Annotated in this window: 12 protein-coding genes; 7 read left to right on the top strand and 5 right to left on the bottom strand. The window is 71.9% G+C overall.

Going from position 1 to position 12,910, the window contains the following annotated elements; all coding sequences use genetic code 11:
• Nucleotides 1-105 precede the first annotated feature (105 nt).
• Nucleotides 106-1,035, top strand: coding sequence for a mycothiol synthase (gene mshD / locus OG504_RS28830; RefSeq protein ID WP_405992403.1), 930 nt, complete (start codon nt 106-108; stop codon nt 1,033-1,035).
• A 167-nt stretch (nt 1,036-1,202) separates the two neighbouring features.
• Here mshD and OG504_RS28825 read toward each other — a convergent pair whose 3' ends face one another.
• The 5 genes from OG504_RS28825 to OG504_RS28805 all read right to left on the bottom strand — a co-directional run bounded on the left by OG504_RS28825 (nt 1,203) and on the right by OG504_RS28805 (nt 5,770).
• The gene (locus OG504_RS28825; protein ID WP_405996453.1) at nt 1,203-1,850 is read right to left on the bottom strand and encodes an ABC transporter; all 648 of its coding nucleotides are present in this window, start codon (nt 1,848-1,850) and stop codon (nt 1,203-1,205) included.
• Nucleotides 1,851-1,909: 59 nt separating this feature from the next.
• The gene (locus tag OG504_RS28820) at nt 1,910-3,442 is read right to left on the bottom strand and encodes an ABC transporter permease (protein ID WP_405992402.1); all 1,533 of its coding nucleotides are present in this window, start codon (nt 3,440-3,442) and stop codon (nt 1,910-1,912) included.
• Complete coding sequence (locus tag OG504_RS28815) at nt 3,439-4,299, bottom strand: ABC transporter ATP-binding protein (protein ID WP_405992401.1); 861 nt, start codon at nt 4,297-4,299, stop codon at nt 3,439-3,441. The genes OG504_RS28820 and OG504_RS28815 overlap by 4 nt, the downstream gene beginning before the upstream one ends.
• A 92-nt stretch (nt 4,300-4,391) precedes the next feature.
• Nucleotides 4,392-5,231 (bottom strand): zf-HC2 domain-containing protein, encoded by an 840-nt coding sequence (locus tag OG504_RS28810; RefSeq protein ID WP_405992400.1) that lies wholly within the window; start codon nt 5,229-5,231, stop codon nt 4,392-4,394.
• Nucleotides 5,228-5,770 carry an RNA polymerase sigma factor gene (locus OG504_RS28805; protein ID WP_405992399.1) on the bottom strand — a complete coding sequence of 181 codons (543 nt, stop codon included), beginning with the start codon at nt 5,768-5,770 and terminating at the stop codon, nt 5,228-5,230. Before OG504_RS28805 ends, OG504_RS28810 begins: the two co-directional genes overlap by 4 nt.
• Nucleotides 5,771-5,911: 141 nt before the next feature.
• On the opposite strand from OG504_RS28805, the gene OG504_RS28800 reads away from it, so the two are divergent.
• From OG504_RS28800 to OG504_RS28775, 6 genes are all read left to right on the top strand, one after another.
• Nucleotides 5,912-6,295: a GntR family transcriptional regulator gene (locus OG504_RS28800; RefSeq protein ID WP_405992398.1), complete on the top strand. Its 384-nt coding sequence runs from the start codon at nt 5,912-5,914 to the stop codon at nt 6,293-6,295.
• Nucleotides 6,295-7,176, top strand: coding sequence for an ABC transporter ATP-binding protein (locus OG504_RS28795; protein ID WP_405992397.1), 882 nt, complete (start codon nt 6,295-6,297; stop codon nt 7,174-7,176). The genes OG504_RS28800 and OG504_RS28795 overlap by 1 nt, the downstream gene beginning before the upstream one ends.
• A 139-nt stretch (nt 7,177-7,315) precedes the next feature.
• Nucleotides 7,316-8,344, top strand: coding sequence for an ABC transporter permease (locus OG504_RS28790; RefSeq protein ID WP_405992396.1), 1,029 nt, complete (start codon nt 7,316-7,318; stop codon nt 8,342-8,344).
• The gene (locus OG504_RS28785) at nt 8,341-9,297 is read left to right on the top strand and encodes a hypothetical protein (protein ID WP_405992395.1); all 957 of its coding nucleotides are present in this window, start codon (nt 8,341-8,343) and stop codon (nt 9,295-9,297) included. The genes OG504_RS28790 and OG504_RS28785 overlap by 4 nt, the downstream gene beginning before the upstream one ends.
• A gap of 265 nt (nt 9,298-9,562) precedes the next feature.
• Nucleotides 9,563-11,797: an RNA degradosome polyphosphate kinase gene (locus OG504_RS28780; protein WP_033281345.1), complete on the top strand. Its 2,235-nt coding sequence runs from the start codon at nt 9,563-9,565 to the stop codon at nt 11,795-11,797.
• Nucleotides 11,778-12,890 (top strand): CHAD domain-containing protein, encoded by a 1,113-nt coding sequence (locus OG504_RS28775; protein WP_405992394.1) that lies wholly within the window; start codon nt 11,778-11,780, stop codon nt 12,888-12,890. The genes OG504_RS28780 and OG504_RS28775 overlap by 20 nt, the downstream gene beginning before the upstream one ends.
• Nucleotides 12,891-12,910: the final 20 nt, after the last annotated feature.

Raw genomic sequence — 12,910 nt, 5'->3', positions numbered from 1 at the left:
GCGCAGCCTAGGGTCAACGCGCGTAGCGCGGCAGGGGGTTCTTGGTTACATCCTGGTTTCTTCTTTGCCGCCACTTTGCTGGGGGATCGGCTTACCCTCATACCCATGACCAGCGACGACACCGTACGGCCCGCGCCCGGCTCCCGATCCATCGAGACCTACTCCGCGCTCTCCCCGGACCAGGGCGAGGCCGTGCTCGCGCTGATCGGCGAGGCCGCCGGGACCGACGGGCAGCCGGCGGTGTCCGAGCAGGGGCGCTTGCGGATCCGTGGAGGTGAGCGGGCCGGGGTCTCGCATCTGCTGCTGACCCTGGGCGAAGAGCTCGTGGGCTACGCGCAGTTGGAGGACACGGATCCGGTGGAGGCGCCGGCCGCCGAACTCGTCGTTCATCCCTCGCATCGGGGGCACGGGCATGGGCGGGCGCTGGGCGCTGCGCTGCTGGCCGCGTCGGGGAAGCGGTTGCGGGTGTGGGCGCACGGGGGGCACGCCGCCGCGCGTCATCTCGCGCAGGTCCTCGGTCTCACGATGTTCCGTGAACTCCGGCAGCTGCGGCGGCCGTTGACCGGCCTTGAGCTGCCGGAGCCGGTGCTTGCGGAGGGGGTGACCGTACGGACCTTCGTGCCCGGCGTCGACGACTCGGCGTGGCTTGCCGTGAATGCCGCGGCCTTCGCTCACCACCCTGAGCAGGGGTCCCTCACCCAGCGGGACCTCGACGACCGTAAGTCCGAGGCGTGGTTCGATCCCGCGGGGTTCTTCCTGGCGGAACGGGGTGGGGAGCTGGTGGGCTTCCACTGGACCAAGGTGCATGAGCAGGAGCAGCTCGGTGAGGTCTACGTCGTCGGGGTGTTGCCGGGTGCGCAGGGTGGAGGGCTGGGCAAGGCGTTGACGACGATTGGTCTACGGCACCTGGCCGCGCAGGGGTTGCCTACGGCGATGTTGTACGTCGACGCGGACAACAAGGCGGCGGTGTCCGTGTATGAGCGGCTGGGGTTCACGACGTATGAGACGGACCTGATGTACCGGTCGGAGTCGTGAGGTGCGGGCCGAGGTCATGAGGTGCGGGTCGGGATGCTGAAGGTCCTGGGGGCTGCGCCCCCAGACCCCCATCGGCCCTGAAGGGGCCTCGTCCTCAAACGCCGGACGGGTTGGATTTTGCGGGCCTGCGCCGGAAGTGACGGACGGGCCAAGGATTGTCGGCCCGGTCAAGAAGTGACCGCCCTCCTTCGCCCCAGCACCCTCCTCCTCACCGGTTCCGGCCCACAAGCCGCCCACACCAGCGCCGCCCCCACCAACACCATCGCCCAGTGATCGTGCCCCACCCCCCACTGCTTCTCCACCGGGGAGACGTACATCCCCCAGTCGTTGGGGAGGGCGAGAGGGGACACCAGGGCGATGACCAGGAACCCGGCGGCGACGCGTTGGCCCGGTTCGGGTTCGGCCGTGAAGCGGAGGGCCGCTGCCGCCGCAGCGAGGGAGAGGACCGCCGCCGCTGCCGCCTCCAGGGTCATGTCGCCCACCGGAGGGCGGATCTTCGACGGGATCAGCAGGACCGCCGCGGTCCACCAGGCCACCGCGAACGGGGCCACCAGTGCCACCCGCAGGGTCGTGCGGAGGATGCGGCGGGTCGGTACCGAGCTCGTCAGGTCTCGGGTCGGGTCGTCCAGGACGAAGGCCAGGCCCAGGGCGAAGGTGAGGGCGGCGGCCCGCAGGGCGATGAGTGCGGACCACTGGTCCGGTTCGTCCGAGAGCAGGCGGGGCAGGGCCGCGATCAGCAAAGCCACCGCTGCGGTCGCGGCCAGTGCCCGTACCGGCAGGGCGCGCAGGACCGGTCGGATCAGCTGCGCCAACACCCTTGCCGTAGAAGGGGGTTGAACTCCCGCCTGCTTGGTCTCCCCGCTCCCCCTCGTCATCACTCGCACTTGTCAGCCCCACCGGGAGCCTTGACGCCCAGCAGCTGAGCGACCTTTGCCGTCGTCACCTTCGGAGAAGTCAGTTCCGCCCAGTGCGCCTTCACCTTCGGGGTGACCGTGGACGGGCCCGCCGCGAGCAACTCCCTTACGACGCTGGTCTGTCCGGCCGTCATGGTCATTCCGTTGGTCGGCGACAGGACGATGGAGGAGCCGGTCACGGTGTCGCTCAGGCGGACCGCGCGGAGCTCGGTCACCGGGTCGGACGTCCAGCCCAGGGCCAGCCACATGATGGTGACCATGCGGCCGTCGCACACGTCACCACCGGCCTTCTCGTTCCCGAGGACCAGTACGGAGGCGACCGCGGCGGAGAACTCCGGTGTCCGGGGTCCGCCCCACATCGTGCGGACGGTGACCTGGTTCGGTGTGGTGGACGGGTCGATCGCGCCGTCGGCCTCCATGCCGTAGCGGGCCTCGACGCGTTGCTGCACGAGCAGCTTCCGAGTCTGGGCGGTGCCGCCCGTGAGGGACTGCACGTGGTCCGTGACGTCGGCCCATGTCACCGTCCTGGGGACCCACTCGGGGAACGCGCAGTACGTCGAGCGGCCGTGCCGGACGCAGGACTGGACCTTCTGCGGGTTGAGGGTGGCCACTGTGCGCGCCGCGACCGTCTCCGACGAGACGCCTGCCGCCTGGCCGACTCCGCCGGCCACGCCGAGGGCGATCGCTCCGGCCAGGGAGCCGGCCAGTACCGCCGTCGCCGTCTTCGTGCGGCCCTTGCTGATCAGTACCGCGAGGAGGGCGAGGGCCAGCGCCAGGCCCGTCAGGTACAGGGCGTGCGAGGCGGCCGGGCGGCCGATCAGGTCGGAGGGGATCGTCTTGGTGCTCCCCTCGCCGACGATCGGGGTCAGCCAGGCCGTGGCATCGCCGCCGCCGATCGAGACCGGCGCGAGGACGGAGAACACGAGGAGCAGCACCGCGGCCACCGGGATCGCGAACGGCTTCGGCACCAGCCTCGCCATCAGCAGGCCGATCGCCCCGCAGAGCAGCACGCACAGGGGGCCCACCAGCAGTTCGCCCACCGAACCGTGGCCCACCGCCGTCGACTTGACCGCCTGCCAGCCGAACTGGACCGCCACGCCCAACGCGACGAGTCCGGTCACCGGCAGGATCGACAGCGCGTGCGCGACCGTACGGCGCCAGGGTTCGAGGACCAGGACCCCGAACAGCCGCTCCGTGTCGTGCCGTCGGGAACGCAGCACGGCCTGGTTGACGCAGAGGAGGACCGCGAAGCCGACCAGCAGCGGGCCCGTCTGGGTGGCGCGGTCGACGTCCTGGAGGGCCGGATAGCCGTTCCAGTCACCCCTGGTGCGCCACACGATCCAGGCGACGTAGGCCGCCAGCATGAACAGCACCGGGATGCGGAGGAGGAGTTTGCGGGACTCGAAGCGGGCCAGGGCGAAGATCGCCTGCCATGACTGGCGGGCGGGTGCCGTGCTCGTCCCGGTGGGGGTCGGGGTCAGTACGGTGCTCATGCCGTCGCCTCCGCGTGCATGCCGTCGAGGGTGAGCAAGTAGCCGTCCTCCAGGGTGGGTTCGACGAGTTCGGCGCCGGGCGGCGGGTCGCCCACGTTGCGGAAGACGCCGAGGCCGGTGCGCCAGCCCGCCTTCGCGTCGGGGTCGCGTTCCGAACTGCTCCACACGCGGCCCGCGGCCCGTGCGGTGAGCTCGGCGGGGGTGCCGTCGAAGCGGACGCGGCCGCCGGCCATCACGACGACGCGGTGGCAGAGCATCGCCACGTCCTCGGTCTGGTGGGTGGACAGGAGAACCGTTCGCCCCTCCCCCGCGCGGGCGATCAACTCCCTGAAACGCATGCGCTGTTCGGGGTCCAGGCCGACCGTCGGCTCGTCCAGGACCAGGAAGCCCGGGTCGCCCACCAGCGCCGCCGCGAGCGCGACCCGCTGGCGCATACCGCCGGACAGCTTCTTGATGCGCTTGCCGCGTACGTCCGACAGGTCGACCTCGGCCAGCACCCGCCGTACCTCGTTGTGGCGGGCGGTGCGGTCGGTCAACTCCTTGAGGATCGCGACGTAGTCGACGAAGTCGAAGGCCGAGAAGTCGGGGTGGAAGCCCGGCGTCTGCGGGAGGTAGCCGAGCACGCGCCGGGTCTCCTGACGCCCTGCGGGGGTGCGGGGGTCGTGGCCGAGGACGGTGAAGGTGCCCTCGTCGGCGGGGACCGCGGTGGCCAGCACCCTCAACAGGGTCGTCTTTCCTGCCCCGTTGGGGCCGAGCAGGCCGGTGACGCCTTCGGTGAGCCGCAACGACACGTCGTCGAGGGCGGTCGTCAGGCCGTAGCGCAGGCTGAGCCCGGCCGCGGAGACGGTGGTGGTCATGACGTACTCCAGTCGGAAAATGGCATGAAGTGGCGTTGAGTTGGGTGAAGTTGCTTTTAGTGGTGCGAAGTTGCGTGAAGTGGCGTGAAAAATCAGGCAGTTGGATGGAAACCCGGGGTCTTGGTATCGAAGCGGTCGCGGGCCAGGTAGAGCAGGCCCGCGGCCAGGACCGCCACCGCCGCGGCCACCGTCTGGCCGGTCGCGGTGAAGGGGGCGAGCGTGCCGCCGTGCATCGCCTGCTCGCGGGCGATCACCAGCAGGGCCGTCCAGGCACCGCCGACCACACCCGGCGCGAGGACCGGGCCCAGGCGCGGGGTCAGCGCGAGGCTCGTCGTGGTGAGGGCGAGCGCGGGCAGCAGCCAGGCCAGGGCGGCGAGGCCGTATCCGGGCAGGGCCAGGGTGGCGAGGCCGTTGAGGCCAAGTCCCGCCACCAGTACGGCGGTTGTGCGGATCATGAGGAGTTTGAAGCCGTGCATCGGGGCCACGACGGTCATCTCGTAGGTCGGGTCGAGCACCGGGCCGTACGCCATCGCCACGCCCACGAGCGGCAGCAGCGGGGCGAGGGCGAGGAACACGTTGGGCGCCGCGACGTTCGAGGCGTCGGTCACCAGGACCGTCATCACGAGCAGCAGGGCCACCGCGCCGAACCATGAGCGGCGCAGTACCGGTGTCGCCGCGAGGAGGCGGGCCGTGTGGTCGGCCACGCCGATCCGCACGAGCAGGGATTCCACCAACCCCCTTCTGGGGGCGTCGAGTTCGGCGTCGAGGCGCTCCCAGCCCGCGTCGAGGGCCACCGGGTCGGTGACCGACGCCAACAGGGCCCTGCATTCGGCGCACTGGGCGAGATGGGCGTCGGCGGACCAGAGCAAGGGCGGTGCCAACTCGCCCCGCGCATAGGCGCGTACGTCGTCTTCGGCCACATGCCAGGTCATGCCAGCTCCTCCCGCAGTTGCTTACGGGCCCGCATGGCCCGTGTCTTGACCGTGCCGGCCGGGATGCCCAGCAGCACGGCGGCCTCCCGGGTGGTCAGCCCGTCGATGACGGTGGCCTGGAGGACCGCCCGCAGCTCCGGCGAGAGCCGGACCAGCGCGCCGGCGAGGTCCCCGTGCTCGACTCCCGCGAGCACGCGTTCCTCCGCCGACGCCTCGTCCCGGTGCCGCAGCCGCGCCAGCGCCTGCCGCATCCGGCCGCGCGCCCCGTCGCCGCGCAGCACGTCGATCAGCCGCCGCGACCCGATCCGCCACAGCCACCCGGCCACATCGCCCTCCTCCCGGTAGCGGGCGCTGCCCCGCCACACCGCGAGAAACGTCTCCTGTACGACGTCGTCGACCATCCCGGCGTCGGCGCACCGGCCGCGCAGCCGCGCGGTCAGCCAGGGCGCGTACCGCCGGTACAGCTCCTCGAACGCGCGCCGGTCGCCGTCCGCCGCGATGGCCCGCAGCAGCTCCCCGTCGCTTCCCGTATCGCTCACATCTCCTCATCGCACGAGCCCCGCCGATCGGTTCACGGACCGGCACATCGATCTCACTCGACTCTCTCAGCTCGCTTGACTTTCACGACTCTCCTGCACCACCCTTTCACTACTCAATTAGTGAAAGGGTGGTGGAAGCGAGTGGTCGAGTACCGCATCGACCGGCACAGCGGCGTGGCCACCTATGTACAGATCGTCCAGCAGACCAAGCAGGCGCTGCGCCTGGGAATGCTGGAGCCGGGCGACAAGCTGCCGACGGCCCGCGAGGTCGTCGAGGCCACCGCCATCAACCCGAACACCGTCCTCAAGGCCTACCGCGAGCTGGAGCGCGAGGGACTGGTCGAGGCCCGGCGCGGCCTGGGCACCTTCGTCCGCCGCGGTCTGAGCATCACGCCCGCCGACTCGCCGCTGCGGTTAGAGCTCGACGACTGGGCCGCGCGGGCCCGGGAGGCCGGCCTGGGCCGGGACGACGTCGCCGCGCTCTTCACCGCCGTACTCGAAAAGCACTTCCAAGGAGAAGACTGATGACAGGGACCGCCGCGATAGAGGCCGACGCGCTCGGCAAGCGGTTCGGCCGGCGGGGAGGGTGGGCCCTGCGGGACTGCTCCTTCCGGCTGCCCGCCGGGCGGGTCTGCGCGGTCGTGGGACCGAACGGCGCGGGCAAGTCCACGCTCCTCGCCCTGACCGCCGGACTGCTCGCCCCCACCGAGGGTGCGATATCCGTCCTGGGCACGGCGGCGGGCACCGCCCGCGAGCGGGTCGCCTACGTCGCGCAGGACAAGCCCCTCTACCCGCAGCTCACCGTCGCCGAGACGCTGCGCATGGGCGCCGACCTGAACACCGACCGCTGGGACGCCTCGGTCGCCGAACGCGTCGTAGGCGATGGGGACTTGAACCCGAAGTCCCGCATCCGCACCCTCTCCGGCGGCCAGTGCACGCGTGTCGCCCTCGCCCTCGCGCTGGCCAAGCGGCCCGAACTGCTGCTCCTGGACGAGCCGATGGCCGACCTGGACCCGCTGGCCCGGCACGAGATGATGGGCCTCCTCATGGCGCAGGCCGCCGAGTCCGGCACCACGATCGTGATGTCCTCGCACGTCGTGGCCGAGCTGGAGGACTCCTGCGACCACTTGCTGCTGATCGGCGGCGGCCGGGTCCGCCTCGCCGGGGAGATCGACGAGCTGCTCGCCGCGCACGTCCATGTGTCCGCGCCCGCGCACACGGCCCTCGACCCGCACACGGTCGTCGAGTCGCGCACCACCGGCCGCCAACTCAGCGCCCTGGTCCGCCCCTTGAGCCCGCTCGACACCGACTGGCGCACCAGCACGCCCTCGCTGGAGGAGCTGGTCCTCTCCTATCTGCGCAACCCCGAGGCCGGCAGCACCAAGACCCCGGAGACCGTCGCGTGACCGCCCCCGCGTCGCCCCCGGCGACCCTGCGCCCTCGGGAAGCCGGTGCCTCTTCTAACCACTCACACGCCATGACAGTGGTTAGTTTTACCCACAGCCTCCAGCACCCACCCACCACCGACACCCCGGAGACCGCCGTATGACCGCCCTCGCCACACCGCCGGTCACCGTGCGCCGGAACGGATCGCCGCCGCATCTGCTCCGCTGGCTGCTGCGCCTGCACCGGACCGCCCTGCTGGCCTGGACCGTGTTCGTGCTCGTCCTCGCCGGCCTCCTGCTGTGGGTGGGCGGGCCGCTCACCGACGCCGCGGCCGAGGGCTGGAAGCAGTACCACGCCTGCGCGTCGGGCGGCTGCGTGTACGACCCGAGCGCGGTCGGCCGCTACAAGGACTGGTACACCTACACGACCATCGCCGTCCTCGCCGCCCCGTTCCTGGTCGCCGCCTGGGCGGGCGCCACGCTGACCAGCCGCGAACTGGAGCACGGCACAGCACAGTTGGCCTGGACCCAGTCGGTCTCCCCCGCGCGCTGGCTCGCCGCCAAGCTCGCCGTCCCGGCCGTCCTGGTCGCCGTCGGCTCCGGACTGCTGGTGGGGCTGCACCACTGGGCCTGGTCGGCGGGCCAGGGCCGCCGTCTCGACTCGGCCAAGGACTGGTACGACATAGGGACCTACGCCGCCAACGGCACGGCCACCGCCGCCATGGCCCTGGCCGCCCTGGCGATCGGCGCCCTGTTCGGCCTGCTCAAGCGCAACTCCCTCGCCTCGCTGGTCGGTTCACTGTCCGCCACGGCGTTCCTGTGGAGCGTCATGGCCATCGCGACCCCGCATCTGTGGCCCACCGTCACCAAGCTCAGCAGCCTCAAGAACACCGCCCCGGCCGGCTCCGGCATCGTCGTCGACCAGGGGCTGGTCACCACCACCGGCGCCCACGTCGCCGACCCGCACTGCGGGGGCTCCGGCTGGGCGAGCTGCCAGGCCCTCTACACCAAGCTCGACGCCGTCGGCTACTACAACGACTACCACCCCCAATCCCACTACTGGCCCCTCCAGTTGACCGCGACCGCGATCATCCTCGCCGTCACCGCCGCCCTCACCGTGGCCGCGTTCCGACTCCTCAAGCGCCAGACCGGTCCGTCGACCCCCGCACGCAAGGCAGCCGCCGTATGACCGCCCTGGCCACCCCTCCGGCGGTCCGCCCGAGACCGGCCCGCGCCTGGCGCGCCGTCCTGCGGCTGCACCGGCCCGCCCTGGTCCTCTGGGGAGTCTTCGTCGCCGTGGTCTCGGCGGTGCTCCTGTGGGCGTACGGCCCGGGAGGGAACGCGGCCCGTGCCGCGTGGGGGCGGAAGTGCACCGTCGACCTCTGCACCGTGGACTACTCGCTGGACACGTACCACCTCGCCTACCGGTTCAGCGAGGCCGCGATCGGCATCCTGCCGGTCGTCGTCGCCGTCTGGGCGGGCGGCATGCTGATCGGCCGCGAGCTGGAGAACGGCACCGCGGAGCTCGCCTGGACCCAGTCGGTCAGCCCGGCCCGCTGGCTGGCCACCAAGCTCGCCGCCCCGGCCGTACCGCTCACCGCGGGCACCACCCTGCTCGTCCTGCTGCACCGCCTGCTGTTCGACGCGCACCAGGTACCGAAGGGCTGGAACTGGACCGACAACGGCACCTTCGAGACCAACGGGCCGATCGCTGTCGCGTTCCCGCTGCTCGGCCTCGCCCTCGGCGCCCTCACGGGTCTGGCCGTACGCCGCGCCCTGGCCGGCCTCGCGGTCGCCGCCGTGGCGACCGTGGTCGCGAGGAGCCTTGTTCTCCGGGCGAGCCCCCACCTCTGGCCGTGGAAGGCCGACGTCAGTGCCCTGCCTGCCGGCTACCCGCCGATGAAGGCGGCCTTCCACGGCGGCGAAGGCGCCGTCACCTCCACCGGCGCCCACATCCCCGACCCGTGCGGCACAGCCGAAAAGGCGTGCCTGGCCGCCCACGACATCGTCGGCCACTACCGGGAGTACCACCCCTCCTCCCAGTTCTGGCCCCTCCAGCTCACCGAAACCGCCCTGATCCTCGCCGTCGCCGCCCTGGCGACCGCCGCCGCCTTCGCCCTGCTGCGCCGCCGCACGGCCTGACCGGATCCCCCCTCCCCGCGGCTCCCACGCATCCGTTACGTTCGTTTCCGTGCCGTAGACGTCCGGGAGCCGCCCCCCGATATCCCGCACGCCATGTCGCCGTAACCAACGGTTCAGACGGGCTTGCGAGGCTCGGCGAATGAAGCCCGTCGTGCCAGAGCCTTCGCCGCCTCCCGAGGTGAACGGGAGCAACGGGGCCGTCGTCCCGCTCCTTCCGGCGCTGTCCGACGCGCCTGTATCGCCGGTGGCGCGGAACAATGGGCACATGAGCAGCCAGCCCAACGCCCAGGCACAGGTCCAGCACGCGCAGCCCTCCGTGGGCTCCATAGCCGCGCACCGCCCGCACACCGTGTCGGCGGCGGTCTCCGATCTGGAACCCGACATCGACGCCGACCTCGACGAGTACGAGGAGTCGCCGTACGACGGGCCCCAGCTGCCGCAGGGCCGCTTCCTGGACCGGGAGCGCAGCTGGCTCGCGTTCAACGAGCGGGTCCTGGAGCTGGCCGAGGACCCGAACACGCCCCTGCTGGAGCGGGCGAACTTCCTCGCGATCTTCGCCAGCAACCTGGACGAGTTCTTCATGGTCCGGGTGGCCGGACTGAAGCGCCGTATCGCCACCGGTGTCGCCACCCGCTCCGCGTCCGGCCTGCAGCCGCGCGAGGTGCTGGAGATGATCTGGGCCCGCTCGCGCGAGCTCATGGCCCGGCACGCCGCCTGCTACCACGAGGACATCGCCCCCGCGCTCGCGGAGGAGGGCATCCACCTGGTCCGCTGGAACGAGCTGACGGAGAAGGAGCAGGCCCGCCTCTTCACCCTGTTCCGGCACCAGATCTTCCCCGTGCTGACCCCGCTGGCCGTCGACCCCGCCCACCCCTTCCCGTACATCTCGGGTCTCTCGCTGAACCTTGCGGTCGTCGTACGGAACCCGGTCACCGGCCACCGGCACTTCGCGCGCGTGAAGGTGCCGCCGCTGCTCTCCCGCTTCCTGGAGTCCTCCCCGGGCCGGTACGTCCCCCTCGAGGACGTCATCGCCGCCCATCTGGAGGAACTCTTCCCGGGCATGGAGATCCTGGAGCACCACGCGTTCCGGCTGACCCGCAACGAGGACCTCGAAGTCGAGGAGGACGACGCCGAGAACCTGCTCCAGGCCCTGGAGAAGGAGCTCATGCGGCGCCGCTTCGGGCCGCCGGTGCGCCTGGAGGTCGAGGAGTCCATCGACCGCGAGGTGCTCGACCTGCTGGTGCGCGAGCTGAAGATCAGCGAGGCCGAGGTGTACCCGCTGCCGGGTCCCCTCGACCTGACCGGGCTGTTCCGCATCGGCTCCCTCGACCGGCCCGAGCTGAAGTACCCGAAGTTCATCGCGGGCACCCACCGCGACCTCGCCGAGGTCGAGTCGGCCTCCGCGCCCGACATCTTCGCCGCCCTGCGCAACCGGGACGTGCTGCTGCACCACCCGTACGACTCGTTCTCCACGTCCGTCCAGCGGTTCCTGGAGCAGGCGGCGAACGACGACGACGTCCTCGCGATCAAGCAGACCCTGTACCGCACCTCGGGCGACTCCCCGATCGTCGACGCGCTGATAGAGGCGGCCGAGGCCGGCAAGCAGGTCCTCGTCCTGGTCGAGATCAAGGCCCGCTTCGACGAGCACGCCAACATCAAGTGGGCGCGCAAGCTGGAGGAGGCGGGCTGCCATGTCGTCTACGGCCTGGTCGGTCTCAAGACCCACTGCAAGCTGTCGCTCGTGGTCCGCCAGGAGGGCGACCTGCTGCGCCGCTACAGCCATGTCGGCACCGGCAACTACCACCCGAAGACGGCCCGCCTCTACGAGGACCTCGGCCTGCTGACGGCGGACCCGCAGGTCGGCGCCGACCTCTCGGACCTCTTCAACCGGCTGTCCGGCTACTCGCGCCGCGAGACCTACCGCCGCCTGCTGGTCGCCCCCAAGTCCCTGCGCGACGGCCTGATCGCCCGGATCAACAAGGAGGTCCAGCACCACCGTGCCGGGCGCCCCGCGTTCATCCGCATCAAGGTCAACTCGATGGTGGACGAGGCGATCATCGACTCGCTCTACCGCGCGTCCCAGGCGGGCGTCCCGGTCGACGTGTGGGTCCGCGGCATCTGCGCGGTGCGACCCGGCGTCCCCGGCCTGTCCGAGAACATCCGCGTACGGTCCATCCTCGGCCGCTTCCTCGAACACTCCCGTGTCTTCGGCTTCGGCAACGGAGGCGAGCCCGAGGTGTGGATCGGCAGCGCCGACATGATGCACCGCAACCTCGACCGTCGGATCGAGGCCCTCGTCAGGGTCACCGACCCGGCCCACCGCGCCGCGCTCAACCGGATGCTGGAAACCGGTATGTCGGACACCACGTCCTCCTGGCACCTGGGCCCGGACGGCGAGTGGACCCGGCACGCGACCGACGCGGAGGGCCAACCACTGCGCAACGTCCAGGAGATGCTCATAGACGCCCGGAGGCGCCGGCGTGGCACAGCAACACCTTGACCCGACGGATCCCAAGGCCCGGGCCGTGACAGGGGACGCCCTCGCGGGCTACCTGCGCGGCCAGGCCACCGAGTTCCTCCGCGCCCTGCGGCTGCACCGGGAGACCGGCAACGGGCAGAACGGCACGGAGGACTCCGTCGACGCGGCGCGCGCCCTGCGCCACTCGGCCCGCCGGATCAGCGGCAGCCTGCACACCTTCCGTCCGCTGCTGGACGCCGACTGGTCCGAGGAGATGCGCCCCGAACTGGCATGGCTGTCGGGCACGTTGGCGCTGGAGCACGCGTGCGCGGCCCGCCTGGAGCGGCTGCTGCTGGCGCTGCACCGGCTGTCGGGCTCGGCGGCGTTCCCCGCCCAGTCGGCGGCCTCGGCGGTGGGCGGCCGGGTCACCGGCGCGGGCCGCGGCATCCCCGCGCCCGCCACCGCCGCCGGCCGCGGACCGGCCACGCCCCCGACCGCCACCGCCGACCGCGGCAACCTCACCGTGGGCGCGGCCAAGGCGGGCGCCCTGCTGGAGCGCCAGCTCACCCTGGCCCGGACCCGGGCCCACTCCACCGCGCTGCAGGCCCTCGGCTCCTCCCGCTTCCACGCGGTCGCCGACAAGGTCGCCGTACTGGCCAGCGAGGTCCCGCTGACCCCGGCCGCGGCCACCGCCGACCTGCGCCCGCTGGCCGCCGCCGCCGGGGAACGCCTCACCGACGCCGTCACGGCGCTGCCCCTGGTCACCGCCGGGCACCCGTACAACGCGGAGGCCCTCATCCACGGCCTCTCCCCCGACCCCGCCCCGCACCCCCAGGACGGCCCCTGGCACCAGGTCCGCCTGCTGCTGCGGCTGCACCGCTACGCCGGTGAGGTCCTGCACGCGGACGGCGCGCCGATGGACGTACGCCTGCTGACGGCCGGCCAGGCCCTCAATCTGCACCGGGACGCCTCGGAGGCAGCGGCGGCCGCCGCGTCGGCGGCCCGCACCCCGCGCATCGCCCCGGCGACCGCGTACGCGCTCGGCGTGCTCCACGCCGACCAGCGCCACGAGGTGGAGGCGGCCCGCTTCGCCTTCCAGCAGTCGTGGCAGAAGCAGGCGGTGGGCACCCCCTGACGCCCTGAACGAACCCGCAC

This window comes from Streptomyces sp. NBC_00986, from assembly GCF_045162565.1.
Classification (GTDB): Bacteria; Actinomycetota; Actinomycetes; order Streptomycetales; family Streptomycetaceae; genus Streptomyces.
Note: the sequence above shows the minus strand (reverse complement) of the source record. Positions and strands in the feature narration are given on the sequence as shown.

Excerpts from the sequence above, each read along its gene's own strand:
- mshD (WP_405992403.1), top strand. The coding sequence starts at position 106 with ATGACCAGCGACGACACCGTACGGCCCGCGCCCGGCTCCCGATCCATC.
- OG504_RS28820 (WP_405992402.1), bottom strand. The coding sequence starts at position 3,442 with ATGAGCACCGTACTGACCCCGACCCCCACCGGGACGAGCACGGCACCC.
- OG504_RS28815 (WP_405992401.1), bottom strand. The coding sequence starts at position 4,299 with ATGACCACCACCGTCTCCGCGGCCGGGCTCAGCCTGCGCTACGGCCTG.
- OG504_RS28810 (WP_405992400.1), bottom strand. The coding sequence starts at position 5,231 with ATGACCTGGCATGTGGCCGAAGACGACGTACGCGCCTATGCGCGGGGC.
- OG504_RS28795 (WP_405992397.1), top strand. The coding sequence starts at position 6,295 with ATGACAGGGACCGCCGCGATAGAGGCCGACGCGCTCGGCAAGCGGTTC.
- OG504_RS28790 (WP_405992396.1), top strand. The coding sequence starts at position 7,316 with ATGACCGCCCTCGCCACACCGCCGGTCACCGTGCGCCGGAACGGATCG.
- OG504_RS28785 (WP_405992395.1), top strand. The coding sequence starts at position 8,341 with ATGACCGCCCTGGCCACCCCTCCGGCGGTCCGCCCGAGACCGGCCCGC.
- OG504_RS28780 (WP_033281345.1), top strand. The coding sequence starts at position 9,563 with ATGAGCAGCCAGCCCAACGCCCAGGCACAGGTCCAGCACGCGCAGCCC.